Source organism: Martelella sp. FOR1707, from assembly GCF_053484265.1.
This window is the reverse complement of record NZ_JBAKFP010000013.1, coordinates 30,359-49,066: the sequence shown is the minus strand read 5'-3', so window position 1 is coordinate 49,066 and position 18,708 is coordinate 30,359. Positions and strand designations below refer to the sequence as shown.

Sequence of the window (18,708 nt, the reverse complement as noted above, 5' to 3'; positions counted from 1 at the left end):
CCTCACTGCCCCTTTCGGGGCATCTCTCCCGCCAGCGGGAGAGAGTATTGGGTGCTACACGCGAGGCCGCACAAGGATCGCTACCTCAGGGAGCGTGCATCGGCTTCGTGAAACCGAAATGTCCACCACCCCGGCAAAGAAACCCCTGCCCTCACCCGGCGGGCGACCACCCCGGTTCGGCCAGTTCAAAATCCTCGAAGGTGAAGCCGGGTGCGACGGTGCAGCCGACCAGCGTGAAATCGCCGGTGGTTTCGGCGGCCTGCCAGCATCCGGCGGGGATCACGCCCTGCGGGCGTTCGCCCTTCGCGATGTCCGGGCCGAGCATCTTCGTTTCCACCATCTTGCCGTCGGCAGAACGCATAAGTTTCAGCGGCGCGCCGGCGTAATAGTGCCAGACCTCGACGGCTGTATGCAGGCGGTGCCAGTGTGACCGCTCGCCTGCCTTCAAAAGGAAATAGATCAGCGTCGAGGCCCCACGCCCACCGCCGGCCGAATCACGAAACGTCTCCGCGAACCATCCGCCTTCGGGGTGAGGCTGAAGCCCGAGGGCTTCGATGATCGCGTCCGCGGTCATCAGAAATTGTCCTTGCGCTTGCGGATTTCGGCCAGAACCTCGGCGTCACTCGCCTCTTCCATGCCGAGCGTCTTGCGGATCGCCGGATCGGCCACCCTGAAATAGGGGTTGGTCTTCTTCTCAAGCCCGATCGTGGTCGGAATGGTGAAGCCGCCAGCCTCCCTCAGCTCCGCCACCGCCTCGGCCCGCTCCTTCAGCACCGCATTGTCGGGATCGACGGTAAGCGCGAATTTGGCGTTGGCGAGCGTATATTCGTGGCCGAAATAGACCTCGGTCTCGTCCGGCAGCGCCATCAGCTTTTGCAGAGACGGCCACATGTCGGAGGCCGGGCGCTCGAACAGGCGGCCGCAGCCCATGGCAAACAGTGTGTCGGCGGCAAACAGCAGGCCGTCCTCGACGAAGTGATAGCAGATGTGTCCGGCGGTGTGGCCGGGGGTTTCAATCACCTCCACCTTGTGGCCGGCAAATTCGAGTTCGTCGCCCTCGAACACGGCGAGATCAAGCCCCGGTATCACCACCGCCTCCTCGATCGGACCGACGATGCGGCAGTCATATTTCTCCTTGATGAGAAGATTGCCGTCGACATGGTCCTTGTGATGATGGGTGGTGAAGATATCGGTGATCGTCCAGCCGCGCTGTTCGGCCTCGGCCATCACCTTTTCGCCATCGGGCGCGTCGATGCTGACGGTCTTGCCGCTTTCCGGCTCGTGCACTAGGACACCGTAATTGTCGGAGCGGCACATGAAGACGGCAATTTCCAGTGAACGCATATCAGGCCTCGCAATTGCTTACTCAATGGAGTTCAATGTAGTACGGTGGACATTGAAGTCCAACCATCAGCCGGGTCAATCTCAGCTCATGAATGCCGATATCGTAGACCTGCGCGCGTTTTATCACACCGAACTCGGAAGGCTTGCCGCCCATTCGATCGCGATGGCGCTTACGCCGATCTGGCAGTCGCTGCCGGACGAGCGGCTGGCGGGGCTCGGCTACTGCCTGCCCTATCTCGACCGGTTCGCCGGTGAGGCCGAAAGAACCATGGCGCTGATGCCGGCCTCGCAGGGCGCGATCAACTGGCCGCCGCTCGGCCCGTCGGCAACCGTCCTCGTCCACGAAGAGGAACTGCCGCTGCCGGATGCCTCGATCGACCGCATCCTGCTGGTGCACGCGCTCGAATTCGCCGAGGCCCCGCGCGAGACCATGCGCGAACTGTGGCGGGTGCTGGCGCCCGGCGGCAGGGTCGTGATCGTGGCCCCCAACCGGCGCGGCGTCTGGGCCCGTCTCGAACACACCCCCTTCGGCAATGGCCGGCCCTATTCCAAGGGGCAGATCATCGAATTGCTGCGCGAGACCAATTTCACGCCCGCGGCCTTTGCCGAGGCGCTGTTCTTTCCGCCTTCGAAAAGCCGCGCGGTGCTGAAGCTTCGCTCCAGTTTCGAGCGCTCCGGCCGCACCTTCTGGCCCGCCTTTGCCGGCGTCAACATCATCGAGGCGCAGAAGCGGCTCTATCAGGGTCTTCCCGTCGCAGCCCGCGCCGCGCGCAAGGTTCTGGTGCCCGCACTTGCCCCCCAGGGCGTGCCGACCACGCGCGCGCGACATCGCGGCTGACACTCGACAAAGACCCCAATCGCAATTATTGCTGCTCACGCCAAAAACCGGCCGGAAAAGGCCGACAATTTTCGAGGTTTCCGATGACCGAACAGATGATCAAGCCAACGCCGCGCCCCGGCATCATGGACATTGCCGCCTATGTGCCCGGCAAGTCCCATGGCGAAGGCGCGGGCAAGGTTCACAAGCTGTCATCGAACGAGACCCCGCTCGGGCCGAGCCCGAAGGCGATCGGCGCCATGCAGTCCGTCGGCGAGCACCTCGCGCTCTATCCCGACGGCCAGTCGAGCACGCTGCGCGAGGCGATTGCCGCCAAATATGGCCTCAACACCGGCAATATCATCTGCGGCAACGGTTCGGACGAGCTTCTCGGCCTGATCGCGCATGTCTACCTTGGCGAGGGCGACGAGGCGATCATCACCGAGCACGGCTTCCTGGTCTACAAGATCCAGATTCTCGCAAACGGCGCCACGCCCGTCACGGTGAAGGAAAAGGATGCGCGGGTCGATGTCGACGCGATTCTCGCGGCCGTCACCGACAGAACCCGCGTCGTCTTCATCGCCAATCCGGCGAACCCGACCGGCACCTATGTGCCGTTCTCCGAAATCCGGCGGCTCCATGCCGGCCTGCCGAAAAACGTGGTGCTGGTGCTCGACGCCGCCTATGCCGAATATGTCCGCCGCAATGATTACGAGGCCGGGCTGGAACTGGTCGCCGAGAATGACAATGTGGTCATGACCCGGACGTTTTCGAAGATCTACGGGCTGGCGGCGCTCAGGGTCGGCTGGCTGTACGGGCCGACCGATATTATCGCGGCGCTGGAGCGGGTGCGCGGGCCGTTCAACCTCAACGCACCGGCGATCGCGGCGGCGACGGCGGCGATCAGGGACGACGCCTTCACCCGGGCGGCCGTCGATTACAATCTGAAATGGATCGAGCGGCTGACCGATGAGCTCACCGCGCTTGGCTTGACGGTCACGCCGTCGGTCGCCAATTTCGTGCTGATTCATTTCCCCGATGAGGATGGAAAGCGCGCGGCCGACGCCGACCGCTATCTGAGCGCTCGGGGCTATATCCTGCGGGCCGTCGCCGGCTACGGCTTCCCCAACGCGCTGCGCATGAGCGTCGGCACCGAAGAGGCCAATCTCGGCGTCATCGAGGCGCTGAAGGCGTTTCTCGCCGCCGCGCCGGAAACGGAAAAGGCATGATCGCATTCGAACGCATAGCGCTGATCGGCATCGGCCTGATCGGTTCCTCGCTTGCCCGCGATATCCGCGCCAAGGGGCTCGCCCGCGAGATCATCGTCTCGACCCGCTCGCCGGAGACGCTGCGGCGGGCGGAGGAGCTGGGGCTGGGCGACCGCTATACCGCTTCCGCCGAAGATGCCGTGCGCGGCGCGGACCTCGTGATCGTCTCGGTGCCCGTCGGCGCGTCCGGCGCGGTTGCGGAACGCATCGCCCCCAACCTGAAGCCCGGCGCGATCCTCACCGATGTCGGCTCCACCAAGGCCTCCGTCATCTCCCAAATGTCGCCCTTCGTGCCCGAGAATGTGCATTTCATTCCCGGTCACCCGATTGCCGGCACGGAGAAGTCCGGGCCGGATGCCGGGTTCACCGGTCTTTTCAAGGGCCGCTGGTGCATCCTGACGCCGGCGGAAGACGCCGACCCGGCAGCGGTCGACAAGCTCACCCGGTTCTGGCAGGCGATCGGCTCCAAGGTCGACACCATGGCTGCCGATCACCACGACAAGGTGCTGGCGATCGTCTCGCACCTGCCGCATATCATCGCTTACAATATCGTCGGCACCGCCGATGATCTGGAGACGGTGACCGAATCGGAAGTGATCCAGTATTCCGCTTCGGGCTTTCGCGACTTCACCCGTCTGGCGGCCTCCGATCCCACCATGTGGCGCGACGTCTGCCTGCATAACCGCGATGCCATTCTGGAAATGCTGGCGCGTTTTTCGGAAGACCTCGCCTATCTCCAGCGTGCGATCCGCTGGGGCGAGGGCGACAAACTGTTCGAACTCTTCAGCCGCACCCGCGACATTCGCCGCTCGATCGTGGAGGCCGGACAGGATGTCGAGGCCGCCGACTTCGGCCGCCACGCGCTCGACGACAAGGACTGATCAAAGCGGCGGTATCTTGCCGAGCGGTATGAAGCCGAGCACCGCCCTGCCGTGTTCGACGCGCACATCGAGCGTCACCGTGCGCTGGCCGCCGGTGAAGTTCTTCACCAGGCCGGTGACGGAATTGATGACGCCGGCAGCACCAGGGAAGCTGAGCGCGGCAAGCTGGGCCACGCCGTCTATGCCGGTCAGCTCGAAGCTGAAGCGACCATCGAGATAGCCGTCCTTGTCGAAGGCGAAGCGGCCCGAGACAGCCATCGTCGACTGGCTTTCGCCAATCGCGAGCGCCGCCTGGTTGACGATCCCGCTCTTGCCGCGCAGCATTTGCGGATGGAAGTCGGTCTCGAGCAGCGCGCCACCGTCATCGACGGTTGCCAGAAGGTTGAGCGACACGGCAGGCAAGGCCTCGGCATTGTTCTGCGGACGCAGGACCGCCTCGTTCAGGTTCAGCGCGACATCGAGATCGCCGTTGTCATTGCGCACCAGCCCCTGCCCCTGCTCCGCCGTCAGCGTTCCCTGTCGGCCCTGGGGATCGGCGAAACGGGCGGTCACGGCCTCGAAATCGAAGGAGACGAGACGTGGCGCGCCGCCCCTGTAGATCAGCTTGCCGCCGAAATCCTGCCACTCCGCCCGCAACAGCATGCCGGCGTCGTTTTGCAGCGTGGCGGGGCCGGTGAGCTTCGCCAGAACCGACCACGGCGAATAGACCGGCGCCTCGGCCATGAGTTGTGGCGCATCGAAAACCGAATCCGACGTCCGGTCGCGCACATGCAGGCCGTCACAGAAAAAACCGAATTTGGCGGGAAAGCCGTTATAGCCGATGTCCTCGCAATTCACGACGACGTTTTGCTGATCCTGGCCCTGAAGCAGCGTGAAAATCCGGGCCTTGACGGTGCGGGCGATATAGAACCAGCCGAGGGCATAGGCGACGATCACGGCAATCAGAACGATCAGCGTCCATTTCAGAAACTTGCGCGTTCGGGTTGATCTCGCCATCATGGGCCTCATTGTAATTTCGGAACTCAACGGTGTCAGGCAATAGCATATGGACGAATTCTGGATATTTGGCTACGGCTCGCTGATGTGGAATCCGGGTTTTGCGACCCATCGACGCATGCCCGCCCGGCTTGCGGGTTATCACCGCAGCCTCTGCGTCTACTCCCATGTCCACCGCGGCACCGCCCACAAGCCGGGCCTGGTGCTCGGCCTCGACCGGGGCGGCTTCTGCGAGGGCGTGGCGCTCGCAGCCAAGGTCAAGGACGAGGAGGAAATCCTCGCCTATCTGCGCGGTCGCGAACTTGTCACCCGCGTCTATCGCGAACTGGTGCTGCCCGTCCGGCTGTCATCGGGTGAGAACGTGCCCGCCATCACCTATGTCGTCGACCATTCCCATGAGCAATATGCCGGCAAGCTCGATCTTGACCACGCTGCCGAACTTGTGCGGGGCGGCCATGGCCAGTCGGGCCCCAATCGCGACTATCTTCTGAACACCGTAGACCATCTGCGCGAGATGCAGATCAATGACGCAGCGCTGGAAACGATCGCGGGCCTCCTGAAGAACGAGCAGCCGCGCCCGGTGCGGCGAGACGCTCTTTAGGCTCCGCCAGACGCCCTCAGCTCGGCAACGCGCTGGCGGGTCACCTCCGCCAGGTCGAGATGCGGATTGGCGTCGACGGTTTCGATCAGCAGGCGGTCACTCTCGCGCTCCATGGTCTCGACAAGCTGATCGAAAAACTGCCGCGGCTCCCCTCCGGGCGCAATCGCCGGCAGGATGCGGACGGTGAAATGCCCGCCCTGGCGGCGGAAACTGCCGCGCGGCCAGAACAGGCCGGGATGCATGACCACCGGGATGACCGGCACGCCAAGATCGCGGTAGAGCCGCTGGATGCCGCGCTTGTAATCGGGTGCCGCCCCCGGCGGCCGGCGCGTCCCCTCCGGAAAGATCACGAGCTGGCGCCCGGTCTCGACCTCGGCCCTGGTCCGCGCGATCGCATCCGCCATGGCGCGGCCGGTCTGGGCCCGGTCGACGGCGATCTGGCGCTGCTTCTTCAGATACCAGCCGAACAGCGGCATCTGGATCAGTTCGCGCTTGAGCATGAACACCGAATCCGGGATCCATGGCAAAAGCATGATCGTGTCCCAGGCCGACTGGTGCTTGGGGACGATGATGCAAGGCCCGTCCGGCAGATTCTTGAGCCCTTCCACGCTGAATGTCGCACCCGCCCAGATCCGCATCTGCGCATTGACGAAGCGGCCCCAGCCCTGGACCACGACGCGATAGGCATTCTTGCGCGAAGCCAGGAAATAATAGGGCGACTGCACAATCATCAGCACCGCAGTGCCGAGATAGAAGGCGATATTGAAGGCGGCGGAGCGGATCATGCCCATCAGTTCTCCTCCCCGGCCGGGGCAAGCGCCGAGAGCCCGGTCTCGGCGCGCAGATGGGCGCCGATGAATTTCATATATTCGGAGCCGAGAATCTTCAGATAACGAAGGCTCTGCCGCCACGACGCATCTTGGTCACTGAACGGTACCGGATAACCGACGAACACGGTATCCGGATCGATATGCCTGAGTTCAAACAGCCCGCGCGGCAGGTGATAGGCGCTGGTGACGACGAGGATGCGGCTATAGTCGTGCTCCTCAATCCATTTGCGGGTCTCAACGGCATTGCCGTAGGTGTCCAGCGCCTCGTAGCCGACATCGACGCAGCATTCAAAAAGCTGGCTGTCGCCGCCGATCACGTTGAGGATGCTTTCGGGCGTGGTCGAGGGATTGACGCCGGAAATCAGCAACCGCTCGCCCGCGCCGGCCTCCAGCAGCGCAAATGCTTCCTCGATACGGCGCGAGCCGCCGGTGAGCACCACGATCGCATCGGTCTCGTAGATCTGCGGCGGCCTCGCGGTCAGCGCGTTGTAGCAGAACGCCACAAAACCGCCGCCGAACACCAGCACGATCGCAACGAGCAGGAAGGCAAGGAGACGCACGAGACGGCCGGCGACAGAACGCTGCCGCGCCCCGTGTCCGCTGCCGCCTTTTTCGTGCGGCTTGCGCGCCCTTTCCGCCATACCCGATCCATTTCCAGTTCTGCGCCCGGTTCGCGGGGTCGTTATCTCGATGCTTGTGAAACCGTCCGAATCAGACGGCTGACCCGCCAACCTATACAACACAGGAAATAGAGTTGAAATTCAGGCGGCGGATCGGCGGCAGGATTCTGCGAAATCAGACCGTATCGGTGCGTTCGGGATCAGAGCGCACGATATCGATTTCGCGAATTGTGCGGATCACCGTCAGCCGCGTGGTGAGAGCCGTCAAACCGGCGATCGCGACGATCGTCAGCAGAATGCCGAAATAGGCGCCCCAGCCTATCGAGATCGTGCCGAACAGCGCCGTCGTCTGGTCCGCGCCGGGGGTCGCGAGATAGCGCCGCTGCCAGAACCGCGCCAGCACGAAGAACAGGCAGGCCAGCGCGCCGCCGAGAAACGCGCCCTTGAGCGCGACGTTGAGGAAATGGCGCTGGAACTGACGGGCGACGAACGAGGCCTCCGCGCCGACGAAATGCAGCACCTCGACGATATCACGGCTGCCGGCGAGCGCGCCGCGCGTGGCAAACACCACCGTCAGCACCATGGCGGAAAACACCAGCGCCATGATCGACACGCCGATCGTGGTGGTCGCATCCGCCATCGCCGACAATCGGCTCACCCAGGCGCGGTGATCATCAAGCGATGCGCCGGGCACGGCCTTCTGCAGCGCCGCAGCCATGGCCGCGAAATCGGGCGGATTGTTTTCATCAATGGTCACGATCACCAGCCTCGGCACGGGCAGCATGTCGAAATCAAGCCCGGTGCCAAGCCACGGTTCCAGCAGCCGCTCGGTTGCCGCCTCATCGACAACACGTCCATCCAGCGTTCCGACGAATTGCAGCGCCACGTCGCGCGCGTTCAGCAGCGCCTGGTTCATGTCGCGGCCTTCGCGCGGTTTGATCTGGATCGTGACCTCCCGGGAGATGCCGCCCTGCCAGCTTTCAGCGGTCGCGCGCACCATCGACACCGCGCCGAGCGTCAGGCAGGCCAGAAACGCCATGATTGTTACCACGGCCATCAGCGCCCGCGTCTGGACATTGGAAGGCGGCACGATCGGCGTCGGCTTGCGCGGCGCCTGGCGCGCTGGCCGGAAGCGGGTCTTGCCACCGAGTTTGGTGCCGGCCTTGGAGCCAGGGGCCGGACGCGGGATCCGCGCTTTCGCGGTGGGTTCCGAAGATGGAGCGGCACCCGGACGAGGCTGCTCGGCGCGCCGCGCAGCCGTCGTTTCCTGCCCCTGCGGCACCGGATTGGCCCGCGACCGGAAGGTCGGCGGCGGGCTTGTCGGCCTCTGCCGCGCCTGCGCCGCCCGTCGCGCTTCTTCTGCCCGCTGCGCTTCCGCCCGGCGCTCCTCGGCCTGTCTTGCCGCCTCGCGCTCTTTCGCCTGACGCTCCTCCAGTTCCTTTGCGCGGCGCTCGGCAAGCTGGCGCTGCTGTTCGGCCTGGCGTCGCGCGGCCTCCTCCTGCTGCTGGCGGATCTCCTCCAGACGCCGCGCCTCGAGCAGACGCTCTTCCTCGGCGCGCTGTTCGGCAAGGCGTCGTTCGGCGCGTTCTCTTTCCTCGAGGCGCGGATCGCGGAGCGAGCGGGGCGGCCTAGTCATGAATATCGAGCCTTCCTTCCGAAAGGATCATCCGGCGCGCATTATAGCGGTCCATCAGCGCGATATCATGGGTGGCGATGACGACGGCGGTGCCCAGCCGGTTGAGCTCCACCAGCAGGCTCAAAATGCGCCGCGCCATCGGCGGATCGACATTGCCCGTCGGTTCGTCGGCGAGCAGCACTTCCGGCTGGTCGATCAGCGCGCGGGCGATTGCCACGCGCTGCTTCTCGCCGCCGGAAAGCACCGGCGGGCGGGCATGGAGGCGTTCGCCGAGCCCGACCCATTTCAGAAGTTCGATCACATCATTGCGGTAGGAGACCTCGTCCTTGCCGCGCACCCTCAGCGGCAGGGCGACGTTCTCATAGGTGGTCATGTGATCGAGCAGCCGGAAATCCTGGAACACGATGCCGACGCGGCGGCGCAGCATCGGCAGTTCCTTGTGCGGGATGACAGCGACATCGCGGCCGAACAGGCGGATCAGGCCACGCGTCGGCTGCAGCGCCATCAGCATCAGCCGGAGCAGCGTGGTCTTGCCCGCGCCGGATGGGCCGGTCAGGAACTGGAAGGAGTTCCTCGGAATGTCGAAAGTCAAGTCGCGCAGGACTTCCGGGCCCATTCCATAGCGCAGGCCAACATTTTCAAACTGAATCAGTGCCATGCCCTGATACTGTCCTCGTCGTTCGATCCCTTCCATTATCCGCGATTATGAATAACAGGTCGTGAACAGGCCGCAAGTTATGCGATTTTGGCGGATATCCACGGCGTTTTGGCCTCTAGGCGCGGTTGCGCCCGGCCTTGCGATTGCCCAGCCCGGTCAAACCCAGTAAAACCGGCCATCTTCAAACATATACGGCGTTTCCGGCCCTTGCGGCTCGGCGCTGGAGGCAAGGGAGCGCGCCATGCATGTCGTCCGCGGCAAAAAGATCGAAGTCCTGTTCTCGCCCGAGGAAATTGCCGCGCGCAACGAGGAGCTCGCCCGCGAGATCGCCAGCGGTCCCTCGCAGGACCTGCTCGTGATCGCGATCCTGAAGGGCTCCTTCGTGTTCGCGGCCGACCTGATCCGCGCGCTGCACAAGGTCGGCCTTGCCCCCGAAGTGGAATTCATGACGCTGTCGAGCTACGGCACCGGCACCGTCGGCAAGTCGGTGCGGATGGTCAAGGATATCGACAGCGAGGTCGAGGGCCGCGACGTCCTGCTGATCGACGACATTCTCGAATCGGGCCGCACGCTGCGTTTTGCGCGCGAACTGATGCTGGAGCGCGGCGCTGCCAATGTTTCGGTCGCGGTGCTTCTCGACAAGCAGAACAAGCGCGAGGAGGCGCTCGATGCCGATTACGCCGGTTTCCACTGCCCCGACAAGTTCGTTGTCGGCTACGGCATGGACGTGGCCTATGCCTTCCGCGAGCTTCCATTCGTCGGCGTGGTGACCGGGGATGCTTAATCAAGCATAAATACAGTCCGAACAGCTTGTTAACTACATAAACCGCCACATTTCGATGTTTACCTCTCGCTAGGAAAGTTCTGGTCATCTCCATTGCAACAAAGCCTGGAACAACAGGCTTGCAAGACGGGTTTTGAAAGACAGAGAGAACTGGATAGCGCCATGGCGAGGATTCTGATCACCGAAGACGAGGCATCGCTGCGTATGTTCGTCGCCCGCGCCTTGCGGCTCGACGGCCATGAGACCGTGGAAGCCTGTGACGGCGCCGAGGGGCTCGAACTCCTGAGTGAAAGCCACTACGACCTTCTACTCTCCGATGTCCGCATGCCGATCATGGACGGCATCGCGCTGGCGCACGCCACGGCGAGCGATCACCCGCGCACCAAGATCCTGCTGATGACCGGTTTCGCCGAGCAGCGCGAACGCGCCGACGACCTGATGGAAAAGATTGTCGACGTGGTTTCCAAACCCTTTGCCCTGCCGGATATCCGCAAGGCCGTAGCCCGCGCGCTGGCGGCATAGGGTCAGGCTACAATCGTTGCAGTTTTGAAAAGGCCGCTGCCCGCCAAGGGCAGCGGCCTTTTGCTTGTCTTACTGCGCGGAATAACCGCCATCCACCAGATGATAGCTGCCGGTGACGAAGGAGGCATCTTCGGAAAGCAGGAAGGCCGTCAGGGCGGCGACCTCCTCGGATTTGCCGAGCCGGCCGATCGGATGGAGCGCGACGAGGCCTTCGATCTCCTCCGGCTCAAGGTTCTCATCAAGCAGCGGGGTGCGGATGAAGCCGGGGCCGACCGCATTGATGCGGATGCCGCGCTTGGAATATTCCAGCGCCGCCGACTTGGTCATGCCGACCAGCGCATGTTTCGAGGCGACATAGGCCGGCGCGGTGGAAAAACCGTTGGTTCCGAGGATCGACGACATGTTGACGATCGATCCGCCGCCCGAAGCCTCGATCGCGGCAAGCTCATATTTCATGCAATAGAAGACGGCGTGCAGGTCGACATTGAGCACCTTGTGCCATGCATCGATATCGTAATCGCCGATCGGCTCCGACGGACCGCCAATGCCGGCATTGTTGACCGCGCCATAAAGCCCGCCATATGTCTTGACGGCAAAATCCACCATGGCTTCCACGGCCTTCGGGTCGCTCACGTTAACGGCGAAAGCGGCGGCCTTGCCGCCGGATTTCTCGACCTCGGCGGCGGCTTTCTTCGCATGGTCCTCATTGAGATCGGCCACCACGACATTGGCGCCTTCGCGCGCCAGAAGCTGGACGCAGGCCTCGCCGATACCGGAAGCGCCCCCGGTCACGATGACGGTTTTGTTTTCAAATCTCTGGGACATGACGATACTCCTTTATGCTGGCGCTTCCGTGTGGGCGCCATCGATTCAAGTGGCGCCGAAAGGGTGCGTTTTAAAGGCATATCGAAGTAAAAATCAGTTCTGTGACTGGGGCTCCAGAAGCCGCTCGAGATAAGGCGGTTCTGAGGGCAACGGGGCCTGTTCGTTCAGCCGCTCGCGGATGGCATCGAGGATCTCGCGGGCGCGCTGGACCGTGATCTCGTCGGGCACGTCGACATTGTCGCCGAAATCGAGCCCGTCCGAGCCCTGATTGCGGCCAAGCGGGTCGCGGCCGGCCTGATTGCCCCAGCCGGTCTGCCCGCCCCGGCCCTGCCCCTGCTGGCCCTGACCCTGCGCCATCATCGAATTCATCATCTGCTGGGCGCCCTGGCGCAGCGCCTCCAGCGCATTGCCCTGCCCTTCGACAGCCTGCGAACCTTCGCCCTCGCCCAGCGCGCCGGCTGCCCCTTCCATCGCCTCGCCGGCCTGATCGAAACCTTCGGCCGGCGGCATGCCGAGCTCGGAGAGCTTCTGCTGCATTTCCGAGAGCTGTTCGGCGAGCCCCTGCTGCTGCTCCTGAAGCTGTTTCAGCGCCTCGCGCAACTCCTCCGCCGTCATGTCGCGCGGCGCTTTCTCGCCGTTTTCGCCCTGCTGATCCGGCGAAGGCTGCGGATCGCCCCAGCGTTCACGGTCCTGCAATTGCTGATCGAGGTCGAATGTCTCGTTCATCAGCCGCTGTTGTTCCTGGATCAGTTCACCAAGCTTGTCGATCTGCTGGCGCATTTCGGAATTCTGTTGCCCGCCCTGCTGCTGGGCGGTGGAAGACGGCGGCTGGAGATTGTTCATCATCCGCTGCAACTCCGACAGAAGCTGCTGGGCGGCATCGCGATTGCCGGAGCGGGCGAGGTTTTCGAGCTGGTTCAGAAGATTGTCGAGATCGCGCTGGCGCAGCGTCTGCTGGTCGCCCGGCATCTGCTCGGAGGGCTGCATGCGCTGGGCCATCTCGGACATGAATTCCTGCATGGCCTCGCGCAGTTCCTGCATCAGCCGCGCAATCTCGGCGTCCGTTGCGCCATTTTCGAGCGCCTCGCTCAGCGCGTCCTGCGCCTCGCGCAGCCGGCGCTCGGCATCCGACAGCGCACCATCCTCGATGCCGGTTGCGATATCCCACATGTAATCGGCGGTATCGCGATAGCTGTCCTCGTCATGGGCGAGCGCCATCCGGGTCTGCGCCGACTTGATCAGCAGGAATTGCGTGAGGTTCGGTATCGTCTCCTCCGGCCTCAGGGTAATCGCGGCGCTATATTGCAGCGCGACCGGCATGCGGCGCGTGTCGAGCGCGAAGATCTGGCGCTGCTCGGCAACGGAGCCGGCAAGCAGATTATGGAAGGTACGCTCCGGAAGCACCATTTCCAGCGCCGGGCTTCTGCCGATATGACCTGCAGCATCCTCGGCCACCAGCGTGATCGTGACCGGCGTACCGGACAGCGGATGTTCCGTGAGATTGCGGCTAGTGAAGGCAGAGTGATCCTCCGATGAGCGCGCCGGCATGTTGAGCGGAAATTCCGGCAGCGGATAGACCGGCTCGGCATGCGGATCGACATCACCCGCCGGCGCGATTTCCGCATGGGCGCGGGTCACGCCGTAATCGTCGGTCACGGTGTATTCGAGTTCCAGCGCCCCGTTCGCCGCCGCCTTCGGCGTGCCCTTGAACGCAATCGCCGGCGCCTCGTCGGGATCGACCGCGATCTCCCAGCTGCGCCCGGCCGCATCAAGTCGGCCTCCCGCGCCAAGCGAAAAACTGGCGCTGTTGGCGAGCGCGCTTTCCTCTGCCTCTGCCGGCGTCTGCGCCTCTTCGCTGCCTTCCGGGGTAAAGGTAATCGGCTGGTCCGCGCCCTCGCCGGACAGCCGAACCGTAAGCACCGAGCCTTCCGGAATACCGGTGATCGCCTCGCCGCCATCGGCCTGCAGATAGACCGGGGCCTCGCGGGTATAGGCAGGCGGCGAAATCCAGGCATCGAAGCGGAGCGCCACTCTGGTTTCCGCCTCGCCTGCTGGCGGGGCGAAGGCATCGGCGAGCCGCGACGCGCTGTCGGGACCGGCATAAAACCACGCGACGAACAGCAGCAGCACGGGGATGGCGCGCAGCGCATAAGGGTCGACTGCGGCAAGGTCCGGCTTTGGCGGGCCGCTGTCGATTGCGCGAAGACGTTCGGCCATGCGGCGTTGATGGGCCTCCCACAGCGCCATCGCCTCCGGCGTCTCGCGGGCCGGGCGATCGAGCCGCACCGAAATCGCCTGATGGGAAAGCGCGTTATGCGCCTCCAACCGCCGCTCTGCAGCATGGGCCGAGGGGATGCGCAGATGGCGCAGCGGCAACAGGCTGACGATGAAACCAGCGACGAGGAAGAACAACAGCGCGATCCTGACCGCGAATGGCAGCAGCAGGAACACGCCGAGCCAAGACAGCGCGACATAGAGCGCCACAACGGCTGCCGGCCATAGCAGAAGCGGCGCGAGCTGTTCAATGAAGAGATTGAAGCGCGTGAGCGCGCGCTTGCGGCGGATGCGGCGCGTCAGCGCATCATCCACTGCATCCTTGCGTTTGCCCGCAGTGTGTTTCTGCCCGGTCATGAGCCCCTGTGGTCGCGCTGCGTGATGGCTTCAGAATAGCACGCTTTGTGTCGATAGCGAGGTGAGGCCGGCAAATTCCCGGTTCACATTACCGCGACCGGCCTAAAGCCATTCGGGGAGCGAATCGAGGCCGATCAGTTCCTCATAGCTGCCGCGCGGGCGCACCACGTGAAAGCGGTCGCCATCGACCAGCACTTCCGGCACCAGAAGGCGGGTATTGTAGGTTCCGGCCTGAACCGCGCCATAGGCGCCCGCCGTCATCACCGCGAACAGGTCGCCGGGCGCGGGGCGCGGCATTTCGCGCGACAGCGCCAGGTAATCGCCGGTCTCGCAAACCGGGCCGACGACATCGGCGGTGATCCGTTCCGCTCCGGGCTTCAGCACCACCGGACGGATAGCGTGGTAGGCTTCATAAAGCGTCGGGCGGATCAGGTCGTTCATCGCGCCGTCGACGATGACGAAGCTCTTCGCCTCTGCATCCTTCACATAGATCACCTCGGTGACGAATATGCCGGCATTGCCAGCGATCATCCGCCCCGGCTCGGCCACGATCCGGCAATCGAGCCCCGAAAGCTCCTCACGGATGACGCTCGCATAGGCGAGCGGTTCCGGCGGCGGATTGTTGTCGAACTGATAGGGAATGCCGAGCCCGCCGCCGACATCCACATGGTCGATTTCGTGGCCCGCCGCGCGCAGATCGGTCACCAGTTCCCGCATCAGCCGGAAGGCGTCGCGGAACGGCGAAAGCTCGGTGATCTGGCTGCCGATATGCATGTCGATGCCGGTCACGCGAATGCCCTTCAGGCTTGCCGCATGGGCATAGACGTCATGGGCGCGCGAGAACGCGATGCCGAACTTGTTTTCCTTCTTGCCGGTCGAGATCTTGGCATGGGTCTTGGCATCCACATCCGGATTGATGCGGAAGGACACCGGGGCGACGACGCCCTTCGCAACGGCGCGCGCGTTCAGCACCTCCAGCTCGGGCTCGGATTCGACGTTGAAGCAGTAGATGCCGGCATCGAGCGCGAAATCGATCTCGCGCACGGTCTTGCCGACGCCGGAGAACACGATCCTTTCGGCAGGAACGCCGGCGGCGAGCGCCCGGCGCAATTCGCCTTCCGATACCACGTCCATGCCCGCGCCGAGATTGGCAAGCGTCTTCAACACGGCCTGGTTGGAATTGGCCTTGACCGCGTAGCAGACCAGCGCGTCCGTACCCGCGAAAGCCTCGGCGAACACCTTGTAATGGCGGGTGAAGGTGGCGGTGGAATAGCAATAGAACGGCGTGCCGACGGCCGCCGCGATCGCCGGAATGGAAACACCCTCGGCATGGAGAACGCCGTCACGATATTCGAAATGGTTCACGTCTGGTCTGCCTCAGTTAAGCAGTGCATCGAGGAGGAAGGGCTCGCCATCGACGGCGGCATCCGGCCCGTCATTGACGACATCGTCGCCCGAGCCGTCGAACACGATCGGCTTGTCGTTGGGCGAAAGCCGGATGGTGGGTTCGGACTGGGTCTTGGCGGCGCGCGCCTGCTGTTCGGGCGTGGGCGGCGGCACTTCCAGCGGCCCGCGTCGCCCGCAGGAGGCAAGGGAAAGCGCCATCAGCGCAACAACTGCAATCGTGATCGTCTTCATCAAGAGCCCCGAACCGGATACAGGCCCCGCAAACGCAAACGCCCTGGCCACCCTGATAACCGATCAGAACCGCTTTGTGCACCCCAAATTGCGAGCCCGATGACCGGCAGGGTGCTTGCGGCGCATTTTCCGCCGGCGTCAGGACTCGTCTGAAAGCTCGAGCCGCCTTTCGATCCGGTCAAGCCGCGCATAAATGCTGGCCTGCTGGCCGTCGCGGTTCAGGTCGCTCTGCACCAGCGCGGCGACATGGGCCTTGATCGCCCGGATTTCATCGCGGATTTCCCGGCGCTCCTCGCGGGCCATCTTGGCGTCTTCCCGCAAGGCCTTCAGATGCTCGAGCAGCAATTCATTGGTGACATTATCCGCCATGGCGATGCCTCCTGGTTGCAGCCGATGATCCGTCGCGGCGCACCGGCTGTCAATCCCTCTACCGGCCCTGCCGCTCACACCCGCTCGCGCCACCATGCGATCTGCTTTTTCACCTCGTCCGGGGCCGTGCCGCCGAAGCTCTTGCGGCTGGCGACGGAGGCTTCCACGGTCAAGACGTCGAAAATGCCTGCGGTGATTGCCGGGTTGATGCCCTGCAATTCTTCCAGCGAGAGTTCCGCCAGATCGCAGCCCTTCTTCTCCGCCAGCGCCACGGCAGCACCCGTTGCGTGGTGGGCGTCGCGGAAGGGCAGGCCCGCCTCGCGCACCAGCCAGTCGGCAAGGTCGGTGGCGGTGGAGAAGCCGGAGCCGGCGGCGGCCTTCATCGCATCGACATTGACGGTGAGGTCGCCGACCATGCCGGTCATCGCGGCGATCGCGAGATCGAGGCTGCGGGCGGCGTCGAAGACCTGTTCCTTGTCTTCCTGCATGTCCTTGGAATAGGCGAGCGGCAGGCCCTTCATCACTGTCAGAAGCGCCACCAGCGAACCGTTGATGCGGCCGGTCTTGGCGCGCACAAGTTCCGCGGCATCCGGGTTCTTCTTCTGCGGCATGATCGAGGAGCCGGTGGAAAAACTGTCCGACAACCGCACGAAATTGAACTGCGGCGTCGACCAAATCACGATTTCCTCGGCAAGCCGCGACAGATGGGTGGCGCAGATCGAGGCGAGCGAGAGAAACTCCAGCGCGAAATCGCGATCCGACACCGTGTCGATCGAATTGCGCGTCGGCCCGCCGGAAAAGCCGAGCGCTTCCGCCGTCATGTGCCGGTCGATGGCAAAGCCGGTGCCGGCAAGTGCGGCCGCCCCGATCGGGCTTTCGTCAAGATGCTCGATCGCGTGGCGCACGCGGGCGCGGTCGCGGCCGAACATCTCGACATAGGCCATGCAGTGATGGCCGAAGGTGACGGGTTGGGCGGTCTGCAGATGGGTGAAGCCCGGCATCACCGTTCCGGCATGCTCTTCCGCACGCGTCAAAAACACGCCGATCAGCCGGGTGAGCGCTGCCTCCGTGCGCTGCAGCTCCTTCTTCACCCACAGGCGGAAATCGAGCGCGACCTGGTCGTTGCGCGAGCGGGCGGTGTGCAGGCGGCCGGCGGCGGGGCCGATCAGTTCGCGCAGCCGCGCCTCGATATTCATGTGAATATCCTCGAGCTGGCGCGAAAACGCGAAATCGCCCGCCTCGATCTCACGGCGAATTGTATTGAGACCCTCGATAATTGAGCCGACATCCTCTTTCGAAACGATGCCTTTTTCGGCAAGCATCGTGGCGTGCGCGATCGAGCCGTCGATATCCTCGTTATAGAGCGCCTTGTCGAAATCGATGGAGGCATTTATCTCCTCCATGATCGCATCGGGACCGGAGGCGAAACGTCCGCCCCACATCTTGTTCGAGGTGCTGTTGTCGGAAGCCATGAAGTGCCTATCTGGAGAATGACATGACAGAGAAGAAGAGCCGCAAAAGCCCGGTCTCCGCCAAACTGGTTCTAATCGCGCTTGCCGCAGGCCTGATTGCCGGCGCCGTCGCGGTATACGTGAAAAACGCCGTGACTGGCAATGGCATGGGCGATCTCGCCGCAAGCCAGTGCAAACCGGCCGTCGAGACCGCCGAGCGCCTGAAGCCGCTCGCCATCGGCGAGGTCGCCGCCTTCATCCCCGCCGAAAAGCCGCAAAAGCTCCCGAACCTCGCCTTCCGCGACAGCAACGGCAAAACCACGCTTGCAGACCTTTCCGGCAAGACCGTGCTGATGAACCTCTGGGCCACATGGTGCATTCCCTGCCGCGAGGAAATGCCGGCGCTCGACCGGCTGGAGGCCGATATGGGCGGCGAAAACTTCGAGGTCGTCGCCGTCAACATCGACACCGGAACCGACGAAAAACCGCTCCGCTTCCTCGAAGACATCGGCATAAACGCGCTCGCCTTCTACCGCGACGAAACCATGACGACCTTCAACACCCTGAAAAAGGAAGGCCTGGCCTTCGGCCTGCCGTCAACGGTGCTGATCGATGAGAACGGGTGCCTGCTGGGCGCAATGAACGGGCCGGCGGAATGGGATAGCGCGGATGCGAAGGCGCTGGTGGGGGCGGCGCTTGGGGGGTGATGTGGTCGTAATCAAAAGTGTATGAAACTCACATCACTCTACCTCCGGGAGATTTCCTAAGGCTCCTATCGTTAAAGTCGATAGTTCAGTAAATTTAAATGGTGCTGGCTAGCACTCAAATTGACGTCAG

General features: G+C 63.7%; 20 protein-coding genes. 7 read left to right on the top strand and 13 right to left on the bottom strand.

The features are described from left to right. Positions 1 to 151: 151 nt before the first annotated feature. Entirely contained in the window at positions 152 to 574 is a 423-nt protein-coding gene (locus V6765_RS23940; protein WP_448433108.1) for a cupin domain-containing protein, read from the bottom strand. Then, positions 574 to 1,344: a hydroxyacylglutathione hydrolase gene (gloB, locus tag V6765_RS23935; protein WP_448433107.1), complete on the bottom strand. Its 771-nt coding sequence runs from the start codon at positions 1,342 to 1,344 to the stop codon at positions 574 to 576. The genes V6765_RS23940 and gloB overlap by 1 nt, the downstream gene beginning before the upstream one ends. A gap of 88 nt (positions 1,345 to 1,432) precedes the next feature. Between gloB and V6765_RS23930 the strand changes: the two genes are divergently transcribed. From V6765_RS23930 to V6765_RS23920, 3 genes are all read left to right on the top strand, one after another. Beyond that, entirely contained in the window at positions 1,433 to 2,182 is a 750-nt protein-coding gene (locus tag V6765_RS23930) for a class I SAM-dependent methyltransferase (RefSeq protein WP_448433106.1), read from the top strand. Positions 2,183 to 2,265: 83 nt separating this feature from the next. Further along, positions 2,266 to 3,390, top strand: a complete 1,125-nt coding sequence (gene hisC, locus V6765_RS23925) for a histidinol-phosphate transaminase (RefSeq protein ID WP_448433105.1) — start codon at positions 2,266 to 2,268, stop codon at positions 3,388 to 3,390. Then, positions 3,387 to 4,310: a prephenate/arogenate dehydrogenase family protein gene (locus V6765_RS23920; RefSeq protein ID WP_448433104.1), complete on the top strand. Its 924-nt coding sequence runs from the start codon at positions 3,387 to 3,389 to the stop codon at positions 4,308 to 4,310. The genes hisC and V6765_RS23920 overlap by 4 nt, the downstream gene beginning before the upstream one ends. Here the strand turns inward: V6765_RS23920 and V6765_RS23915 are convergent, their stop codons facing one another. Further along, a complete protein-coding gene (locus V6765_RS23915; protein ID WP_448433103.1) occupies positions 4,311 to 5,306 on the bottom strand; it encodes a DUF2125 domain-containing protein in 996 nt (331 codons plus the stop codon). A gap of 49 nt (positions 5,307 to 5,355) precedes the next feature. Here V6765_RS23915 and V6765_RS23910 point away from each other — a divergent pair, with 49 nt between their 5' ends. Further along, complete coding sequence (locus V6765_RS23910) at positions 5,356 to 5,907, top strand: gamma-glutamylcyclotransferase (RefSeq protein ID WP_448433102.1); 552 nt, start codon at positions 5,356 to 5,358, stop codon at positions 5,905 to 5,907. Here the strand turns inward: V6765_RS23910 and V6765_RS23905 are convergent. From V6765_RS23905 to ftsE, 4 genes are all read right to left on the bottom strand, one after another. Continuing rightward, the gene (locus V6765_RS23905; RefSeq protein WP_448433101.1) at positions 5,904 to 6,698 is read right to left on the bottom strand and encodes a lysophospholipid acyltransferase family protein; all 795 of its coding nucleotides are present in this window, start codon (positions 6,696 to 6,698) and stop codon (positions 5,904 to 5,906) included. The two genes, V6765_RS23910 and V6765_RS23905, sit on opposite strands and share 4 nt — an antisense overlap. After that, a complete protein-coding gene (locus V6765_RS23900) occupies positions 6,698 to 7,378 on the bottom strand; it encodes a YdcF family protein (protein WP_448433100.1) in 681 nt (226 codons plus the stop codon). Before V6765_RS23900 ends, V6765_RS23905 begins: the two co-directional genes overlap by 1 nt. 154 nt (positions 7,379 to 7,532) lie before the next feature. Beyond that, on the bottom strand, positions 7,533 to 8,414 hold the full coding sequence (locus tag V6765_RS23895; RefSeq protein ID WP_448433111.1) for a cell division protein FtsX: 882 nt from the start codon (positions 8,412 to 8,414) through the stop codon (positions 7,533 to 7,535). A 571-nt stretch (positions 8,415 to 8,985) separates the two neighbouring features. Beyond that, positions 8,986 to 9,645 carry a cell division ATP-binding protein FtsE gene (gene ftsE / locus V6765_RS23890; protein WP_448433110.1) on the bottom strand — a complete coding sequence of 220 codons (660 nt, stop codon included), beginning with the start codon at positions 9,643 to 9,645 and terminating at the stop codon, positions 8,986 to 8,988. A 247-nt stretch (positions 9,646 to 9,892) separates the two neighbouring features. Here ftsE and hpt point away from each other — a divergent pair, with 247 nt between their 5' ends. Together hpt and V6765_RS23880 are read left to right on the top strand one after the other, a co-directional pair. Further along, positions 9,893 to 10,435, top strand: a complete 543-nt coding sequence (hpt, locus tag V6765_RS23885) for a hypoxanthine phosphoribosyltransferase (protein WP_448433099.1) — start codon at positions 9,893 to 9,895, stop codon at positions 10,433 to 10,435. 162 nt (positions 10,436 to 10,597) lie between these two features. Beyond that, the gene (locus V6765_RS23880) at positions 10,598 to 10,957 is read left to right on the top strand and encodes a response regulator (protein ID WP_448433098.1); all 360 of its coding nucleotides are present in this window, start codon (positions 10,598 to 10,600) and stop codon (positions 10,955 to 10,957) included. Positions 10,958 to 11,026: 69 nt separating this feature from the next. On the opposite strand, the gene V6765_RS23875 is transcribed toward V6765_RS23880, so the two are convergent. From V6765_RS23875 to argH, 6 genes are all read right to left on the bottom strand, one after another. Then, the gene (locus V6765_RS23875) at positions 11,027 to 11,782 is read right to left on the bottom strand and encodes an SDR family NAD(P)-dependent oxidoreductase (RefSeq protein WP_448433097.1); all 756 of its coding nucleotides are present in this window, start codon (positions 11,780 to 11,782) and stop codon (positions 11,027 to 11,029) included. A 93-nt stretch (positions 11,783 to 11,875) separates the two neighbouring features. Continuing rightward, positions 11,876 to 14,413, bottom strand: coding sequence for a TIGR02302 family protein (locus tag V6765_RS23870; protein WP_448433096.1), 2,538 nt, complete (start codon positions 14,411 to 14,413; stop codon positions 11,876 to 11,878). 102 nt (positions 14,414 to 14,515) lie between these two features. Continuing rightward, positions 14,516 to 15,778 carry a diaminopimelate decarboxylase gene (gene lysA / locus V6765_RS23865; protein ID WP_448433095.1) on the bottom strand — a complete coding sequence of 421 codons (1,263 nt, stop codon included), beginning with the start codon at positions 15,776 to 15,778 and terminating at the stop codon, positions 14,516 to 14,518. Positions 15,779 to 15,790: 12 nt separating this feature from the next. Continuing rightward, on the bottom strand, positions 15,791 to 16,051 hold the full coding sequence (gene lptM, locus V6765_RS23860; RefSeq protein ID WP_448433094.1) for an LPS translocon maturation chaperone LptM: 261 nt from the start codon (positions 16,049 to 16,051) through the stop codon (positions 15,791 to 15,793). Positions 16,052 to 16,189: 138 nt separating this feature from the next. After that, positions 16,190 to 16,420, bottom strand: a complete 231-nt coding sequence (locus V6765_RS23855) for a hypothetical protein (protein ID WP_448433093.1) — start codon at positions 16,418 to 16,420, stop codon at positions 16,190 to 16,192. A gap of 74 nt (positions 16,421 to 16,494) precedes the next feature. Beyond that, positions 16,495 to 17,892: an argininosuccinate lyase gene (gene argH, locus V6765_RS23850; RefSeq protein WP_448433092.1), complete on the bottom strand. Its 1,398-nt coding sequence runs from the start codon at positions 17,890 to 17,892 to the stop codon at positions 16,495 to 16,497. Between the two features lie 23 nt (positions 17,893 to 17,915). On the opposite strand from argH, the gene tlpA reads away from it, so the two are divergent. Continuing rightward, positions 17,916 to 18,578 (top strand): thiol:disulfide interchange protein TlpA, encoded by a 663-nt coding sequence (gene tlpA, locus V6765_RS23845; RefSeq protein WP_448433091.1) that lies wholly within the window; start codon positions 17,916 to 17,918, stop codon positions 18,576 to 18,578. Positions 18,579 to 18,708: the final 130 nt, after the last annotated feature.

Bases quoted from the DNA above. Each gene is read 5' to 3' on its own strand.
- lptM (WP_448433094.1), bottom strand. From the start codon at position 16,051: ATGAAGACGATCACGATTGCAGTTGTTGCGCTGATGGCGCTTTCCCTT.
- gloB (WP_448433107.1), bottom strand. From the start codon at position 1,344: ATGCGTTCACTGGAAATTGCCGTCTTCATGTGCCGCTCCGACAATTAC.
- V6765_RS23875 (WP_448433097.1), bottom strand. From the start codon at position 11,782: ATGTCCCAGAGATTTGAAAACAAAACCGTCATCGTGACCGGGGGCGCT.
- V6765_RS23900 (WP_448433100.1), bottom strand. From the start codon at position 7,378: ATGGCGGAAAGGGCGCGCAAGCCGCACGAAAAAGGCGGCAGCGGACAC.
- V6765_RS23880 (WP_448433098.1), top strand. From the start codon at position 10,598: ATGGCGAGGATTCTGATCACCGAAGACGAGGCATCGCTGCGTATGTTC.
- V6765_RS23915 (WP_448433103.1), bottom strand. From the start codon at position 5,306: ATGGCGAGATCAACCCGAACGCGCAAGTTTCTGAAATGGACGCTGATC.
- argH (WP_448433092.1), bottom strand. From the start codon at position 17,892: ATGGCTTCCGACAACAGCACCTCGAACAAGATGTGGGGCGGACGTTTC.
- V6765_RS23895 (WP_448433111.1), bottom strand. From the start codon at position 8,414: ATGGCCGTGGTAACAATCATGGCGTTTCTGGCCTGCCTGACGCTCGGC.
- V6765_RS23855 (WP_448433093.1), bottom strand. From the start codon at position 16,420: ATGGCGGATAATGTCACCAATGAATTGCTGCTCGAGCATCTGAAGGCC.
- hisC (WP_448433105.1), top strand. From the start codon at position 2,266: ATGACCGAACAGATGATCAAGCCAACGCCGCGCCCCGGCATCATGGAC.
- V6765_RS23905 (WP_448433101.1), bottom strand. From the start codon at position 6,698: ATGGGCATGATCCGCTCCGCCGCCTTCAATATCGCCTTCTATCTCGGC.
- V6765_RS23940 (WP_448433108.1), bottom strand. From the start codon at position 574: ATGACCGCGGACGCGATCATCGAAGCCCTCGGGCTTCAGCCTCACCCC.
- V6765_RS23870 (WP_448433096.1), bottom strand. From the start codon at position 14,413: ATGACCGGGCAGAAACACACTGCGGGCAAACGCAAGGATGCAGTGGAT.
- V6765_RS23920 (WP_448433104.1), top strand. From the start codon at position 3,387: ATGATCGCATTCGAACGCATAGCGCTGATCGGCATCGGCCTGATCGGT.
- hpt (WP_448433099.1), top strand. From the start codon at position 9,893: ATGCATGTCGTCCGCGGCAAAAAGATCGAAGTCCTGTTCTCGCCCGAG.
- tlpA (WP_448433091.1), top strand. From the start codon at position 17,916: ATGACAGAGAAGAAGAGCCGCAAAAGCCCGGTCTCCGCCAAACTGGTT.
- V6765_RS23930 (WP_448433106.1), top strand. From the start codon at position 1,433: ATGAATGCCGATATCGTAGACCTGCGCGCGTTTTATCACACCGAACTC.
- V6765_RS23910 (WP_448433102.1), top strand. From the start codon at position 5,356: ATGGACGAATTCTGGATATTTGGCTACGGCTCGCTGATGTGGAATCCG.